Source organism: Nonomuraea marmarensis, from assembly GCF_043197025.1.
GTDB classification, from domain to species: Bacteria; Actinomycetota; Actinomycetes; order Streptosporangiales; family Streptosporangiaceae; genus Nonomuraea; species Nonomuraea marmarensis.
Genome location: NZ_JBICRM010000025.1, coordinates 1 through 14,837, shown reverse-complemented (window position 1 = coordinate 14,837; position 14,837 = coordinate 1). Strand labels below are relative to the sequence as shown.

14 protein-coding genes are annotated in these 14,837 nt (G+C 68.9%); 10 read left to right on the top strand and 4 right to left on the bottom strand.

Annotation, left to right across the window (positions count from 1 at the left end):
* Window positions 1-5: 5 nt before the first annotated feature.
* Genes ACFLIM_RS32845 through ACFLIM_RS32835 form a run of 3 tightly spaced genes read left to right on the top strand, consistent with a single transcriptional unit; the run spans window position 6 to window position 3,618 of the window.
* The gene (locus ACFLIM_RS32845; protein ID WP_393172153.1) at window positions 6-1,145 is read left to right on the top strand and encodes a glycosyltransferase; all 1,140 of its coding nucleotides are present in this window, start codon (window positions 6-8) and stop codon (window positions 1,143-1,145) included.
* Window positions 1,142-2,146 carry a glycosyltransferase gene (locus ACFLIM_RS32840; RefSeq protein ID WP_393172151.1) on the top strand — a complete coding sequence of 335 codons (1,005 nt, stop codon included), beginning with the start codon at window positions 1,142-1,144 and terminating at the stop codon, window positions 2,144-2,146. The genes ACFLIM_RS32845 and ACFLIM_RS32840 overlap by 4 nt, the downstream gene beginning before the upstream one ends.
* Window positions 2,143-3,618, top strand: a complete 1,476-nt coding sequence (locus tag ACFLIM_RS32835) for a glycoside hydrolase family 130 protein (RefSeq protein WP_393172150.1) — start codon at window positions 2,143-2,145, stop codon at window positions 3,616-3,618. The genes ACFLIM_RS32840 and ACFLIM_RS32835 overlap by 4 nt, the downstream gene beginning before the upstream one ends.
* A gap of 381 nt (window positions 3,619-3,999) precedes the next feature.
* On the opposite strand, the gene ACFLIM_RS32830 is transcribed toward ACFLIM_RS32835, so the two are convergent.
* Entirely contained in the window at window positions 4,000-4,293 is a 294-nt protein-coding gene (locus ACFLIM_RS32830) for a hypothetical protein (protein WP_393172148.1), read from the bottom strand.
* 206 nt (window positions 4,294-4,499) lie between these two features.
* On the opposite strand from ACFLIM_RS32830, the gene ACFLIM_RS32825 reads away from it, so the two are divergent.
* From ACFLIM_RS32825 to ACFLIM_RS32810, 4 genes are all read left to right on the top strand, one after another.
* Entirely contained in the window at window positions 4,500-5,945 is a 1,446-nt protein-coding gene (locus ACFLIM_RS32825; RefSeq protein WP_393172146.1) for an MDR family MFS transporter, read from the top strand.
* Between the two features lie 59 nt (window positions 5,946-6,004).
* Complete coding sequence (locus ACFLIM_RS32820) at window positions 6,005-6,241, top strand: hypothetical protein (RefSeq protein ID WP_393172144.1); 237 nt, start codon at window positions 6,005-6,007, stop codon at window positions 6,239-6,241.
* A 405-nt stretch (window positions 6,242-6,646) separates the two neighbouring features.
* On the top strand, window positions 6,647-9,244 hold the full coding sequence (gene rph, locus ACFLIM_RS32815; RefSeq protein ID WP_393172142.1) for a rifamycin-inactivating phosphotransferase: 2,598 nt from the start codon (window positions 6,647-6,649) through the stop codon (window positions 9,242-9,244).
* Window positions 9,245-9,647: 403 nt separating this feature from the next.
* Window positions 9,648-9,803: a hypothetical protein gene (locus ACFLIM_RS32810; protein WP_393172140.1), complete on the top strand. Its 156-nt coding sequence runs from the start codon at window positions 9,648-9,650 to the stop codon at window positions 9,801-9,803.
* A gap of 163 nt (window positions 9,804-9,966) precedes the next feature.
* On the opposite strand, the gene ACFLIM_RS32805 is transcribed toward ACFLIM_RS32810, so the two are convergent.
* Window positions 9,967-10,590 (bottom strand): TetR/AcrR family transcriptional regulator, encoded by a 624-nt coding sequence (locus tag ACFLIM_RS32805; RefSeq protein WP_393172138.1) that lies wholly within the window; start codon window positions 10,588-10,590, stop codon window positions 9,967-9,969.
* A gap of 92 nt (window positions 10,591-10,682) precedes the next feature.
* Between ACFLIM_RS32805 and ACFLIM_RS32800 the strand changes: the two genes are divergently transcribed.
* The 3 genes from ACFLIM_RS32800 to ACFLIM_RS32790 all read left to right on the top strand — a co-directional run bounded on the left by ACFLIM_RS32800 (window position 10,683) and on the right by ACFLIM_RS32790 (window position 13,061).
* The gene (locus tag ACFLIM_RS32800; protein WP_393172136.1) at window positions 10,683-11,864 is read left to right on the top strand and encodes a cytochrome P450; all 1,182 of its coding nucleotides are present in this window, start codon (window positions 10,683-10,685) and stop codon (window positions 11,862-11,864) included.
* Between the two features lie 5 nt (window positions 11,865-11,869).
* A complete protein-coding gene (locus ACFLIM_RS32795) occupies window positions 11,870-12,514 on the top strand; it encodes a class I SAM-dependent methyltransferase (protein ID WP_393172134.1) in 645 nt (214 codons plus the stop codon).
* A gap of 118 nt (window positions 12,515-12,632) precedes the next feature.
* On the top strand, window positions 12,633-13,061 hold the full coding sequence (locus ACFLIM_RS32790; protein ID WP_393172132.1) for a hypothetical protein: 429 nt from the start codon (window positions 12,633-12,635) through the stop codon (window positions 13,059-13,061).
* Window positions 13,062-13,150: 89 nt separating this feature from the next.
* On the opposite strand, the gene ACFLIM_RS32785 is transcribed toward ACFLIM_RS32790, so the two are convergent.
* Both ACFLIM_RS32785 and ACFLIM_RS32780 read right to left on the bottom strand, forming a co-directional pair.
* Window positions 13,151-13,894, bottom strand: coding sequence for an SDR family NAD(P)-dependent oxidoreductase (locus tag ACFLIM_RS32785; RefSeq protein ID WP_393172131.1), 744 nt, complete (start codon window positions 13,892-13,894; stop codon window positions 13,151-13,153).
* A gap of 192 nt (window positions 13,895-14,086) precedes the next feature.
* Window positions 14,087-14,542: a hypothetical protein gene (locus ACFLIM_RS32780; protein WP_393172129.1), complete on the bottom strand. Its 456-nt coding sequence runs from the start codon at window positions 14,540-14,542 to the stop codon at window positions 14,087-14,089.
* Window positions 14,543-14,837: the final 295 nt, after the last annotated feature.

Genomic DNA, 14,837 nt, shown 5'->3' with positions numbered 1-14,837 from the left:
GGCAGTTGGCCCTCACATACGGCTTTCTCAGCACGCATCCGCCCACGCAATGCGGGCTCGCGACCTTCAACTCCGCCCTGGCCGCCCATCTCACCAGGGGCGGCGTGTTCGGCGGCATCGTCCGTGTCACCGCGGAAGGCGACGACGAACGGCCGCAGCCCGGGGTCGTGCACACCTGGACTCCCGGCGGGCTCGGCGGCTGGAAGGCCGCGGCCTCCGCTCTGGAGGACTTCGATGTGGCCATCGTGCAGCACGAGTACGGTATCTACCCCGGTTTGGACGGACAGGACGTCCTACCGCTGCTACGTTGCCTCACCGTGCCGAGCATCGTGGTCCTGCACACCGTCCTGGCCAGGCCCACTCTCCAGCAGAAAGCCCTGCTCGAGGAGATCGGGGCCGCCGCCGACGCGATCGTGACCATGACCGGCACCGCTCGTGACCGGTTGATGGCCGGCTACCGGGTGGATGCCGGCAAGGTGTTCGTCATTCCGCACGGGGCCGCCGACCACATGCGGGTCCCGGCTCGGCGCCGCTCCCGTCCGCACCTGCTCACCTGGGGACTGCTCGGACCGGGCAAAGGCATCGAGTGGGCGTTGCGCGCGCTGGCGCTCCTGGGTGGCCTCGACCCCTCACCGATCTACACGATCGCCGGAAAGACCCACCCCAAAGTGCTGGAGCTCCAGGGCGAGGCCTATCGTGACGGCCTGTACGATCTCGCTGCCCGGCTCGGGGTGTCCACGGCCGTCCGACACGACCCTGTTTACCGGGATCAGGACTCGCTGAGCCGGCTGGTCCGCTCGGCAGACGTCGTCGTCCTGCCCTATGACTCTGCGGAGCAGGTCACCTCCGGTGTCCTCATCGAGGCCGTGGCCGCAGGCGTGCCGGTCGTCGCCACCTCCTTCCCGCACGCCGTGGAGCTGCTCACCTGCGGTCCAGGACTGCTCGTTCCCCACGGCGACCCCGTCGCGCTCGCCTCCGCCGTACGCCGTGTCCTCACACAACCCGGGCTGTCCGACGATCTCACCGGGCGTACCCGCGCCCTGATCCCGACCCTGCTGTGGCCCGCGGTCGCGGCCCGATACGACGGCCTCGTCCGCTCGCTCGTCGCCGAGCGGCCGGCCGCAGCGGCCGCAGTGCTGCCATGAGCACCGCCACTCCCGGCTTCAAGCACCTGCTCCGGCTGAGCGACGACACCGGCCTGTTCGAGCATGCCCGGCACGCCCTCGTCCGCCGCCATCACGGTTACTGCACCGACGACGTCGCCCGCGGGCTCGTCGTCGCCACCCGCGAACCGCGCCCTGCCCACCGGCTGACCCGGCTGGCGGAGTGCTACCTGGCCTTTCTCACGCACGCTCAGGATCGTTCCGGCGCGTTCCGCAACCGGCTCTCCTTCGACCGGCGCTGGAGCGACCAGCCAGGCGTCGGCGACTGGTGGGGACGGGCGATGTGGGGCCTGGGCACCGCGGCGGCCCGCAACTCCGCTCCGTGGATCCGGGACGAAGCGCTGCTCGCCTTCGCTCTCGGCGCCGAACAGCGCTCCCCGCATCCGCGCGCCATGGTCTTCGCCGGGCTCGGCGCGGCGGAGGTCCTACGCGCCAGCCCGGACAGCACCGTGGCCGCCAGCCTGCTGATGGACGCCGCGGAGGCGATCGGCGCTCCTTCGGAGAACCCCTCCTGGCCGTGGCCGCAACCGCACCTGACCTACGCCAACGCCGCTCTTGCCGAGGTGGTCATCGCCGCCGGGGAGCTGAGCGATGACCGGCAACTGCTCGCCACCGGTCTGCGCATGCTCGCCTGGCTGTGTGGCATCCAGACGAGGGACGGCCGGCTCGCGGTCGTGCCCGCCGCCGGCTGGCGCTTGGACGCGCCGCGATCCCGCTACGACCAGCAGCCGATCGAGGTGGCCGCACTCGCCGACGCCTGCGCCACCGCCGCCCGCGTGACCGGCGACCAAGCGTGGCAGGAGAAGGTACGGCAGTCGGTGGCGTGGTTCCAGGGCGCCAACGACGCTGATGCTCTGATGTGGGACCCGGCGACCGGCGGAGGCTACGACGGCCTGACCGAGCACGGTCCGAACCTCAACCAGGGCGCGGAGTCGACCATCGCGCTGATCTCCACCATGCAGCACGCCAGGCGGCTCCCATGACCAGCGGGGATCTGGCCACGCGACTCGGCCCGACGCTCACTCCCGACCCGCGAAGAGTGATCATCAAGCTCTTCGTGCCCGGCGAGGACGCCGCGCTCACCCGTACTAGGGCCGCTGCGCTGATCGACCGCATCATGCTCCTTGACGACGACGAGACGACCGAAATGCTCCAGGAGACGCTGCAGCGATTCGGCGGCCGGCACCACGACCTCGAAGCGACCTTCGCCCATCACCACGACCTGGTCCGCCATCGCATCCCGCGCGACGTCGACCTGTCCCTGCCGGCCCGCCTCCTCGTGGGCGCCTACTTCAGCCACGAGTACGCCGTGGAGGCTGCGGCGGTGTGCAACCCCTCGATGGTCCCCCATCCCGACCAGTCCGGTCTGGGCCCTGGACAGCTCCGCGCGGCGATCAGCCTGCGGCAGATCGGCGAGGGACACCTGTCCTCCATCGGCTTCACCACGGCGCTGCTCGGCCCCCACTCCGACCTGGTCATCCCCGATCGCTCCGGGGCCCTGTCCGTCGGACGCCGGCACCGGACCCACCATCGGCGCGACCTGCTCGCCGCGGGGCTCTCCGACGACGCCTGGGACAACGAGGTGACGGCCACCATGTTGGAGTCCCTGCCGGAACGCTTCGACGACGACGACTTCGAGCAGGCGATCGGCCAGTTGCCCGCCGACCTGCTCACCCGCACCACCACGCAGCGAACCGTGGAAGAGATGCGCCGCGCGACGCGCTCCGACTACGCCGTGGCCTTCCCCGCCGATCTCCCCCTTCACCGGCGGGTGCTCTGGCCGGGGACCGCGGCCGAGAGCAACGGCATGGAGGACGCTCGGTTCGTACAGGTCGTCGACGAGGACGGCCGGCCGTCGTATCGCGCGACCTACACCGCCTACGACGGGCGGCACATCCGTTCCCACTTGATCGAAAGCGACGATCTGCGGCATTTCGAGATCGCCCCCATGCGCGGCCCCGCCGCCGTCAACAAGGGCATGGCGCTGTTCCCGCGATCGGTCGGGGGACGCAGCCTGGCGCTGTGCCGCTCCGACGGCGAGACCATCGGTCTCACGACCCTCGACGGGCACAACAGATGGCAACGGCCGGTACCGCTGCACACCCCCCGCCGCGGCTGGGAACTGATCCAGGTAGGCAACTGCGGATCCCCCATCGAGACAAGGTTCGGCTGGCTCGTCCTGATACATGGCGTCGGCCCCATGCGCGACTACGCCATGGGCGCCCTGCTGCTCGACTCCCACGAGCCGCACCGCGTCATCGCCGAACTCCCGGGCGCGCTTCTCACCGCCGGTGACACCGAACGTGAAGGCTACGTGCCCAACGTCGTGTATTCCTGCGGCGGCCTGCTGCATGACGACGCCGTGTGGCTGCCCTACGGGGCGAGCGACACTCGCATCGGATTCGCTCGTGTGCCGGTCACCACCCTCATCGGGGCAATGCGTCCACCACACTGAGCAGGACGACCCTTTCTTTCTGGGTGATGGAGAAGGCTGTCAGACACGCGTCACTTCCCGGTTTCGGATTCGAACATTGAGCGAGGCGCTCGCACCCACGTCCATACGTCGGCCCAATGCAGGCGCAGCGGCCCGGTGGTGGTGACGATGGCGTACCAGAGCTCGTCTCCGGTGACGGGCAGCAAGCTCGCTGGCCCTCGCGGCAGCGCCGACCAGGTGCAGGACGAACCTCCAGTGACGATCCGGTGCGGGCGCACGATCGCACGCCCGCGTGAACGAGCGCCGCTTCGGCCGATCCGATCGAGGCCTGTCACCCTCGGCGGCACACTGACGAAACGGGAGTGCCGTGGTTGTGGAGGATCCGAGAGCTATCCCGTGCGGCTACTGGGCGTTCGTGCCATCGCGCGCCTCGATCACCGGGTCCATGAATTCCTGAAAACGCGCGAACTGCTGCTGATCCATCTTCAGCGGCACGCCGTTGGCGATTCGGTCGTTGTACCTGGTGCCGATCGTCACCCTGAAGCCGTCGCCGTGTGGTTTCGCGTCCACTCCGAGGAACGCCACATGATATCGCCTGGGATCCGTCAGGCGATGGAAGATTTCGAAGGTCCTGCCGTCCTGCACCAGGATGTACTCGCCGATTGCGAACTCCGCTGCCATAGCTTCCCGTTTCATGCCGCTCGTTGTGCCGGGTGTCAGGGTCAGCCCGGGGCACACGTCATGAAGGGAGACTTCGCATCAATTGCCGGAATGTTGGGCGCGGTCGATGAGTTTTGTCGGTGGTGCAGGTCAGTCTTCGCATGATGACAACTTCTTCTGAGACCGCAGGCTGGGACGCCAGCCATGACCACGTCATGTCTGGCGACCCCGATCGAGGTGCCGTGTCCAGCCCACAGCTCAACTCGCCTGCCAAATCCGCGACCGCCGTTTCAGGTCGCACCCCGGCCGTGGTCCGGTTGCTGGTGCTCGCCACGTTCGTGGTCATCCTCAACGAGACGATCATGATCAATGCGATCCCGCGGCTGATGGGCGCGCTGCACATCACCGAGCAGACCGCGCAGTGGCTCTCGACCGCCTTCATGCTGACCATGGCCGCTGTCATCCCGATCAGCGGGTGGTTCCTGCAGCGGGTGTCCACCCGCAGCGCGTACGCCACCGCGATGGGTTTGTTCCTGCTCGGCACGGCGTTGGCCACCGTCGCGCCGACATTCGAGGTGCTGCTGGGCGCCCGCATCATCCAGGCGTGCGGGACGGCCGTGATGATGCCACTGCTGATGACCACGCTGATGCAGGTGGTGCCTGAGGCGGACCGGGGCCGGGTGATGGGCAACGTCACCCTGGCCATCTCGGTCGCGCCCGCGATGGGCCCGGCGATCTCGGGGGTGATCCTCCAATTCGGGTCATGGCGCCTGCTGTTCGTCGTGGTGCTCCCCATCGCCGCCGTGATCACTTGGCGCGGCCTGAAGCGGCTCGAGAACATCGGCGAGCCCCAGTTCAGCACCATCGACTGGTTCAGCGTGGCAACCGCCGCTGCCGGCTTCGGCGGCCTGGTCTACGGGCTCAGCCGGTTCCAGGGCGGTGACGTCCGCGTTGCCGCCGCGATCGTGGCGGCCGGCCTGGTCACCATCGCCGTCTTCGTCGTCCGCCAGCTGTCGTTGCAGAAGCGCGGCGTGCCGCTGATGGACCTGCGTACCCTGCGCCACCGCACCTTCACGGTCGCGCTGATCCTGATGTCGGTGGCCTTCATGGCGATGCTCGGCTCGATGATCTTGCTGCCGCTGTACCTGCAGAACGTCCGCGAACTCAGCGCCCTGCAGGCCGGACTCCTCGTGATGCCGGGCGGCCTCGCGATGGGGCTCCTCGGTCCGACCGTCGGCCGCCTGTTCGACCAGTTCGGCGGCCGGGTTCTGGTCATCCCCGGTGCGATCGGGATCATGCTCGCGCTTGCCGGCTTCACCCAGGTCACGATGACCACGCCGTTCTGGCAGCTCCTCGGTCTGCACGCGCTGCTGATGGTCGGTCTGGCCGCCACCTTCACCCCGGTATTCACCCTCGGGCTCGGAGCGGTTCCCTCGCACCTCTACTCCCACGGCAGCTCGATCCTGAGCACGCTGCAGCAGGTCGCCGCGGCTTTCGGCACCGCGCTCGTGATCACCGTGATGAGCGCGCGAGCCGATGCCCTGAAATCCGCGGGAGCCACCGAGGCGCTCGCCAACCTCGACGGCATGCGGCTGGCCTTCATCATCGGCGCGGTGCTGTCCGTGGCTGTGGTCGTCACCGCACTGCTCCTACCGGCCCGGGCGGACAACGCCGGCGAGCACGAGTGACCTGGTCGTTGAAGCTGTCCGCTGGTGAATGCGGAGATCACGAACAGGGGCGGCAGCCGATGAGACGATCCACGATCAACGCCGCGCTGGTGGCCGCCGCACTCGGGACCATGCTGACCGCGCCGCCCGCGCTGTCGGACGCGGACGGCCGGGAGGTGCGGCTCCGGGTGGCCACGTACAACATCCACGCCGGCGGCGGGCAGGACGGCCGCTTCGACCTCGCCCGCCACGTGTACGCCACCCTGTCCCGCTCGGAAACACGATTTCGTGCTGTGAGCTGGGGTTTTGCGGCATGATCAGGGCGGTGGCTGCGACCATTGCGGGGTGTTGTTGTCGTTTGTCTACCGGTTGGTGAGGGGCTGGTGCGGCTTGCTGGCGGTGCTGGTCCGTTCTGATCTGTCGAAGGACATTGAGCTGCTGGTGCTTCGTCATGAGAATCAGGTGCTCCGCCGTCAGCTCGGTGGATGGCCGCGATGGGGTCACGCCGACCGGCTCTGGCTTGCGGCGTTTGTCGCGGCTGCTCCACCGTCGCCGGTGGGTGGAAGTGTTCCCGGTCTGGCATCGTAGCCTCGTGGCGCGGAAGTGGACCTTCACCGGCAGGCGGGGACGTGCCCAACAAGAGGTTCGACAGAGCGTGAGGCGCCGGTGATTCGATCGGCCGGTGCAGTGCGACGGAGTACGGCTGCCTCGGAGGTGTCGCAATGATCGAGCAGCACGTGTTGGATCTTCAAGAGGTTGACGAGATGCAGGTCGCGGTCGTTGGCGGCAAGGGCGCGCACCTGGGGGAGTTGTCGCGGATCGAAGGCATCCGGGTGCCGGCTGGCTTTTGCGTGACGACGTACGCCTTCCGGCGGATCATGGCGGAAGCGCCGTCAATCGACGATCGGCTCGATCAGCTGTCGCGCCTGAACCCGGATGACCGGGAGGTGATCCGCACGCTCAGCGCGGAGATCCGCCAAACCATCGAAGGGATCGCCATCCCTGACGATCTCGCGGCGGCGATCACCCGCGCGCTCGCGCAGCTCGGCGAGCACGCCGCCTACGCCGTGCGATCCAGCGCGACGGCAGAGGACCTGCCGACGGCATCCTTCGCCGGCCAGCAGGACACCTACCTGAACGTCGTGGGTCCGGCGGCGATCCTCCAGCACGTCGGCCGGTGCTGGGCGTCGCTGTTCACCGAGCGGGCCGTGACCTACCGCCTGCGGAACGGCTTCGACCACCGGAAGGTCCGCATGGCCGTGGTCGTGCAGCAGATGGTCTTCCCGCATGCGGCCGGCATCGTGTTCACGGCCGACCCCGTCACGGGCAACCGGAAGGTCGCCACCGTGGACGCCAGCTTCGGCCTCGGCGAGGCCCTGGCCTCCGGCCTGGTGAACCCGGACGTCTACAAGGTGCGAGACGGCGAGATCGTCACCAAGGCGGTTGCCGCCAAGAAGCGTGCCATCCACGCTTCGCCGGCTGGCGGGACGCAGGTACTGCCGATCGACCCGCAGCGGCAGGAGCTGCCGGCGCTGACGGATGCGCAGGTCGTGCGGCTCGTGCAGCTCGGCCGGCGGATCGAAGCGCACTTCGGCCGCCCGCAGGACATCGAATGGTGCCTGGCCGATGATGGCTTCCAGATCGTCCAGAGCCGGCAGATCACCACGCTGTTCCCCATCCCCGAGATCGGCGACCAGGAGAATCACGTCTACCTCTCGGTCGGTCATCAGCAGATGATGACCGACCCCATGAAGCCGCTGGGCGTTTCTGTGTGGCAGCTGACGGCCATGGCGCCGATGCACGAGGCCGGCGGGCGGCTGTTCGTCGACGCCACCCGGCTCCTGGCCTCGCCCGCGAGCCGCGCCGGCCTCCTGGAGATGGCGGGGAGGTCCGATCCGCTGATCAGGGACGCGCTGGAGACGGTCCTCGACCGCGGCGACTTCGTCCCGTCGCTCCCGGACGGGGGTCCCGGCGGGCCGCCGGTCGGCGGCGCGTCCGCCCCGATCGAGACCGATCCGGCTATCGTCACCGGGCTGATCGAGCGCAGCCAGGCGTCCATCGCCGCCCTGCGGCGCGACATCCGGACGAAGACCGGGCCGGCGCTGTTCGACTTCCTGCTGGAGGCCTTCCAGGAGCACAAGCGCGTCCTCAGTGATCCGCTGAGCATGCAGGCGATCATGGCGGGGATGGAGGCCACGTGGTGGCTCAACGACAAGCTGCGGGAGTGGCTGGGCGAGAAGAACGCGGCCGACACGCTCACGCTGTCCGCCCCCGACAACGTCACGTCGGAGATGGGGCTGGCGCTGCTCGATGTCGCGGACGTGATCCGTCCGCGTCCGCAGGTGGTGGCGTTTCTGCAGGACGTCGAGGACGAGGGCTTCCTGGACGAGCTGCCGAAGCTCGCGGGCGGGACCGAAGCACGCGACGCCATCGAGGCCTATCTCGACCGGTACGGCATGCGCTGCGTCGGCGAGATCGACATCACGAGGCCGCGTTGGCGCGAGCGGCCCACCACGCTCGTGCCCGTGATCCTCGACAACATCAAGCTCTTCGAGCCGGGTGCCGCCGAGCGGCGCTTCGAGCAAGGGCGGCAGGAGGCGCAGAGGAAGGAACAGGACGTGCTGTCACGCTTGCGGGCCCTGCCGGACGGGGAGCAGAAAGCCGACGAGACCAAGCGGATGATCGACCGGGTCCGGACCTTCATCGGGTACCGGGAGTACCCGAAGTACAGCATCGTCAGCCGCTACTTCGTCTACAAGCAGGCCTTGCTGGAGGAGGCCGAGCGCCTCGTGCAGGCCAACGTGCTTCCTGAGAAGGAAGACATCTTCTACCTTACGTTCCAGGAGCTCCACGACGTCGTGCGCACCAACCAGGTGGATGACCAGCTCATCCAGCAGCGCAAGGACGCGTTCCGGTCGTACCGGGCGCTCACGCCACCGCGGGTGCTCACGTCGGATGGCGAGGCCATCGCCGGGGCGTACCGGCGCGACGACGTGCCGGCTGGTGCCCTGATCGGCTTGCCGGTCTCCGCCGGGACCATCGAGGGGAGGGCCCGCGTCATCCTTGACATGGCGGAGGCAGATCTTGAGGCGGGCGACATCCTGGTCACGGCCTACACAGACCCCAGCTGGTCGCCCCTGTTCGTCGCGATCACGGGCCTGGTGACGGAGGTGGGCGGCCTGATGACCCACGGCGCAGTGATCGCCCGGGAATACGGCTTGCCGGCCGTCGTGGGCGTGGAGCAGGCCACCCGGCTGATCCGGGACGGGCAGCGGATCCGCGTGCACGGAACCGACGGGTACGTCGAGATCCTGCCTTGACCGACCACACCGAGAAGGCCCATCCGAAGCTTTCGGCCAAATATCCGGGTGGAGTCCAGCGAGGCATGGCCGAGCAGCTCGGCGACAGTGACGATGTCGGTGCCGGTGTGCGGATGAGGTCGGTGGCGAACGAGTGGCATGGACGTGGGGCGTGACGACGTCAGCCAGCCGGCCGCGATGACGATAGGTCTCCCCGGCGAACCCGGAAGAACACGCTCAAGATATCGCACAGCCGTTCTCCCTTGGTGGGCAGACTGTTCCCTATTCGGGCTCCCCACAGCCGGTCGGCTTCGGGACCTCCGCCACCACCACCCTCGGCAGGCTTCTACCTGGCCTTCCGCAAACGCGACTGGCTGTCAGGCTTCGGCTATGACCTGACCCGCAAGTAGGCGAAGAGCGCCCGATGATCGGACTCGGGAACGTCATGCACCTGCACGGCGACCACCCCGGCACGAGCGTCGGTGAGCACGTGGTCGATGGCCACCAGCGGCGGAAGTCCCCGGCCCGTCGCCAGGTAGGCGCCAGGCCCTGCCCGGTGGCCGCCGCCGCGTCGGTGTAGCCGATGGCCAGCAGTCGCCGGAAGACCGGCGTCAACCTCCTGTTCACCTCGCTGCACTCCTACGTCGGCCTGTGATGCGCCTGACCCGTTCGCTGTGCGACCGTCGTGACGATGCGGCGCTGGGGCGGCCTCCCTGGCCTCGGGGTGCGGGCGGAAAGGCAGGTCAGGGGCTGGTCGGCTGGGCAGCGGCCATGACGCCGTGGACGGCCTGGCCCACGCGTTCGGCGACCTGGTCGGGGTCGGGTTGGCCGGCATCCAGCCAGGCGATGACGGCTTCGATGGTGAGGGTGGGAATCAGGCGGGCGGCCCAGTCCAGCCAGGGGCCTGTGGGGATGGTCCTGGCCAGGTTGCGGTGGGCGATCTCGTGCGAGGCGGTGGTGATGGTGTCGATCAGGTCGCGGAACTCTGGCTCGCGGGCGGCGTAGCGGAACAGCAGCCGGAAGCCGTCGGGGTCGGCTGCGGCGGCGCGGGTCAGGGCGGGGATGGCATTGTCGTCGAAGTCGTCGGTGCCGGTGGCTTCGGCCAGCCGGGCGCAGGCGGTATCGAGCACGGCGCGGTACAGGTCGGCTTTGGAGTCGAAGTGCCGGTACAGCATGGCGCGGGTCAACCCGGCCTCTGCGGCGACGTCGTCCAGGCTGGTGGCGGCATAGCCGGCGCCGGCGAAGGCGCGGGTGGCGGCGTCCAGGATCTGTTCGCGTCGCTCGGCCCGGCGTAGCCGGCGCACCGGCGCCGGCGCACCCGTGACGGCGGCGCGTGACGCAGGGGCATCCGGCTCGGTGTGCTTCATGCCCGCAACCCTCCACTTGTAGAACTTGAAGTATACAAGTAGTTTTATATACATCAGAGTATACAACTACGCGTCTTACTTTGGGAGGGATCATGTCCGTTCCCGTCCAGCTGCCGTTCGAGCAGGCCGGCCCGCTGCAGCCCGCGCCGCTGCTACGCGAGCTGCAGCTGCGAGGCCCCATCCATGCCATCCGCACCGCGGTCGGCGACCCCGCCTGGCTGGTGACCGGATACGAGCAGGTCCGCCGGCTGCTGGACGACGACCGGCTCGGCCGCGCGCACCGCGAACCCGAACGCGCCTCGCGCACGGGGAAGTCGGCGATGTTCGGTGGGCCGTTGGGCGACTTCGACACCGAGCAGGCCGACCACCGGCGGATGCGTGCGCTGCTGCAGCCGCACTTCTCCCCGAAGCGGATGCGCGCCCTGCGCGGTCGCGTCGAAATCCTCACCGCGAACCTCCTGGACGAGCTGGTCGCCGCCGGGCCGCCCGCCGACCTGCACGCCGCGCTGGCGCTGCCGCTGCCGATCGCGGTCATCTGCGAGCTGCTCGGCGTACCGTACGAGGACCGGGCGCAGTTTCGCGCCTGGACGCAGGCTGCCGCCGACATCACCGATCGGGCACGCTCCGAGCAGGGGCTGGCCGAGCTGTTCGGCTACGGTCAGCAGCTGGTGGCGCGCAAGCGGGCCGACGGCGATGCGGACGCTGATGTGATCTCCCGGCTGGCCGCCACCGAGGGGGTCAGCGACGACGAGGCCGCGGCGACGGGGATGTTCCTGCTGTTCGCCGGGCACGAGACGACGGTGGTGGCGATCGGCATGGGCGTGCTGTGGCTGCTGGCCCATCCGGAGCAGTGGCAGGCGCTGGTGGCCGACCCGTCGCGGATCGACGCGGCGGTGGAGGAGATCCTGCGCGCGCCCAGCCTGGGCGGGGGCGGCATCCCCCGCTACGCCCGCGTCGACCTGGACATCGCCGGTGTCACCGTGCGCGTTGGTGAGCTGGTGCTGCTGGACACCGGGGCGGGCAACCACGACGCCGCGGTGTTCCCCGATCCGGACCGCTTCGACATCGCCCGTTCCGCCGTGGCGCATCTGACCTTCGGGTACGGCGCGCGTTACTGTGTAGGTGCGCCGTTGGCGCGAATCGAACTGAAGACGGTGTTCTCCCAGCTCATCGCGCGTTTCCCGGCGCTGCGCCTGGCCGGGCCCATCGAGGAGCTGCGGTTCAACACCGCTACGCTGACCGGCGGGCCGGCCGAGCTCCCGGTGATGTGGTGATCGACATGCCAATGACTGTTACCCGCGAAGTGAAACATCCGATCTTCGCCCGCACCTGGCCCTGGATGAGCCGGGCCCTGGAGCGCGCTGGCATGGACGAGCACCGCCAGGCGCTGCTGGCCGATCTGAGCGGGCAGGTCGTCGAGATCGGCGCGGGGGACGGCGTCAACTTCGCGCACTACCCGCCCGCGGTCACCCGTGTGCTGGCGGTGGAACCCGAACCCCGGCTGCGCGAGCGCGCGAGTGCCGCGGCGGCCGCCGCGCCGGTGCCCGTCGAGGTCAGCGCCGGGACGGCCGAACACCTGCCCGCAGCCGACGCGAGCATGGACGCCGCGGTGTTCTGCCTGGTGCTGTGCTCTCTACCCGACGTCGACGCCGCGCTCGCCGAGGCGTTGCGGGTGCTCAAGCCCGGCGGGCGGCTGCGCTTCCTGGAACACGGCCGCGCCGACTCGGCCGGCATGGTGCGCGTGCAGCGGCTTCTGGACGCCACCATCTGGCCGCGGCTGATGGGCGGCTGCCATACCGGCCGCGACACGCCTGCGGCGATCGAGCGAGCCGGGTTCACCATCGTCGCGCTGGAGCGTTACCTGTTCCCTGGGGTGCGCACCCCGCTCTCCTTCCACACCCGCGGCACCGCCGTCCGCCCCTGACCACCCCTACCAGGCCCTCTCTCCGGTGGAGGCCGGGCGGCGCTGGGTGACGCGCCACAGCCTGCGGGGCAGTTCGCCCTCCTCCCACGCGTGCACCCGTCGAGATCAGCCCGTCGGCATGGGCGCGGACGAACTCCTCCTGGTCACACACCACATGGGTGGTGGTGTCGGCGCCGATGAGCACATCCAGGAACAGATCGGCCGCAACGGCGGCGCCCTGGTGCCAGCGCAGCGGGGTGGCGATGTCGCAGTTGACCGCGAACGGCGGCCGACCCGGCCCTGGGCTGGGACTCTCGATCAGAGCGCCTCCGGCATCAACGGTGAGGTTGATCTTGAACCAGTGGTCGGCGAAGGCGTAGTGCCGCAGCACGACCATCCCGTAGCGGACCTGGTAGACCAGCGCGTCGGCGTCGGCGCGCAGCACCCCGGCGTGCGGGATGGAAAAGACGCGCACCTGGTCCTCATCGGGATGGAAGTCCAGATCCAGCAACATGTCCAATGCCTCATGCCCGGGCGCGGTGGCTGGAATGGTCCTCCCCGTGTCTGATCAGCTAAAACTGGTCAGATACGGGGCGGCGCCGCACCTTTCACCTGCTTCTTCGCCGCCCTTGAACCGTCAAGCGGCCTCAGGCACGTTCAGACGGCGGTGCGTCCGCCGTCCACCGGCAGGACCGCGCCATGCACGAAGCTGGAGCTGTCGGTGGCCAAGAAGGCGATCGCGTCGGCGATCTCCTCAGCGGTGGCAGGCCGTCCGGCCGGCGCCTGAGCGGCCAACTGGTCGAGGTCGTCGCCCATCCCGGAGGTTCCTTCGGTACGCGTAGGGCCGGGGCTGACCACGTTGACGCGGACCCCGTACGGCCCGTACTCGGCGGCCCAGGACTTGGTCATCAACACCAGCGCGGCCTTGCTCGCGCCGTACAGGCTCATCCCGGCGACCCCGAACTCGGCGGCCATCGTGCTCAGGTTGATGATCGCGCCATGGCCGCGCTTGGCCATGTCCGGCGCGAGCTCGGCGACCAGGAAGTACGGCGCCTTCACATTGAGCGCGAAGACCGCGTCGAAGTCCTGCTCGCTGGTCTCGTGGGTGGGGCCGAACGGGTAGATGCCCGCGTTGTTGACCAGGACGTCGACGTGTCCGACCAGGTCTCTGGCCTGTGCGGCCAGGGATCGGGCGGAGGACTCGTCGCGCAGGTCGGCGGCCACGAAGTCCGCCTGCCCCCCGGCCGAACGGATCTCCTGGACCACTCGCTCACCGCGCACCGTGTCACGGCCGGAGATCACCACGTGCGCACCGAGCTCGGCGAGCGCGATGGCGGCCGCCCGCCCGATGCCGCTGGTGCCACCGGTCACCAGTGCCGACTTTTCCTGCAGTTTCATCATTTTCTGCACCTTGAATCTCTGTTCCGCGAAATCGCGGCTCGGACGGACGTGTTCCGACCGCACAGGGATGTAAAGCCGTCCACGGGTTTGAGACTTCCCATTGATCTATTGAAGGAATTTATGGCCGCGATAAGCGCCGCGATTCTGCGGGACCTCCTTGCATTTCCCTGACCTACCTACGGCCGTGCCAAGCTACAGGCCGTATTCCAGGAGGAGGCTGAGCCAGATCTCGCTGGTGGTGGGGAAGACGGGGACGGCGTGCCAGAGTTCGTCCAGGGGTACCTCGGAGGTCACCGCAATGGTGGCCGAGTGGAGGAGATCGACCACTGCCGGGCCGACGAAGGTGGCGCCCAGGAGCACCCGGCGGTCCTCGTCGACGACCAGTTTCGCCCAGCCGGTGTAGCCCTCGGCTTGGAGCTTTGCACCGATCACGGCGCCCAGGTCGTACTCCACTGCGCGTACTGCGAAGCCGTCGGCGCGGGCCTGGGCCTCGGTGCGCCCGACCGCGCAGACCTGCGGGTCGGTGAAGATGACCTGAGGTGCGCCCCGATCATTGGCGGTGTCGCGATGCGCCGGCCCGTCGCCCGGCAGGCCCTTGGCGCGGGCCGCGATCACGTCGCCGCAGATACGGGCCTGGTATTTGCCCATGTGCGTGAGCAGGTTACGCCCGTTGACGTCCCCGACGGCGTACAGCCACCCGTCGGGGATCCCGGGACTGACTCGAAGATCGGTCGGTCACTGGGCAGGCGGCAGCGAACCTCGACCTGGTGATCATGGTCGGGCTTATGGGGTGCGATATGAGTCAGGTGCTCTGGTTCGGTTCCACGGTGACCTTGTGTCCGAGGCGTTCGAGTTCGCGGATGAGGCTGCGGGTTCTGCGTTGAGGGTCGATGTGCAGGTCGTAGAAGTCAGGGCCGAGATCGTCGAAGCGGGCGTCAGGATC

Coding starts and splice junctions, on each gene's coding strand:
- ACFLIM_RS32840 (WP_393172151.1), top strand. CDS start 1,142: ATGAGCACCGCCACTCCCGGCTTCAAGCACCTGCTCCGGCTGAGCGAC.
- ACFLIM_RS32835 (WP_393172150.1), top strand. CDS start 2,143: ATGACCAGCGGGGATCTGGCCACGCGACTCGGCCCGACGCTCACTCCC.
- ACFLIM_RS32830 (WP_393172148.1), bottom strand. CDS start 4,293: ATGAAACGGGAAGCTATGGCAGCGGAGTTCGCAATCGGCGAGTACATC.
- ACFLIM_RS32820 (WP_393172144.1), top strand. CDS start 6,005: ATGAGACGATCCACGATCAACGCCGCGCTGGTGGCCGCCGCACTCGGG.
- rph (WP_393172142.1), top strand. CDS start 6,647: ATGATCGAGCAGCACGTGTTGGATCTTCAAGAGGTTGACGAGATGCAG.
- ACFLIM_RS32810 (WP_393172140.1), top strand. CDS start 9,648: ATGATCGGACTCGGGAACGTCATGCACCTGCACGGCGACCACCCCGGC.
- ACFLIM_RS32805 (WP_393172138.1), bottom strand. CDS start 10,590: ATGAAGCACACCGAGCCGGATGCCCCTGCGTCACGCGCCGCCGTCACG.
- ACFLIM_RS32800 (WP_393172136.1), top strand. CDS start 10,683: ATGTCCGTTCCCGTCCAGCTGCCGTTCGAGCAGGCCGGCCCGCTGCAG.
- ACFLIM_RS32795 (WP_393172134.1), top strand. CDS start 11,870: ATGCCAATGACTGTTACCCGCGAAGTGAAACATCCGATCTTCGCCCGC.
- ACFLIM_RS32790 (WP_393172132.1), top strand. CDS start 12,633: ATGGGCGCGGACGAACTCCTCCTGGTCACACACCACATGGGTGGTGGT.
- ACFLIM_RS32785 (WP_393172131.1), bottom strand. CDS start 13,894: ATGATGAAACTGCAGGAAAAGTCGGCACTGGTGACCGGTGGCACCAGC.
- ACFLIM_RS32780 (WP_393172129.1), bottom strand. CDS start 14,542: ATGGGCAAATACCAGGCCCGTATCTGCGGCGACGTGATCGCGGCCCGC.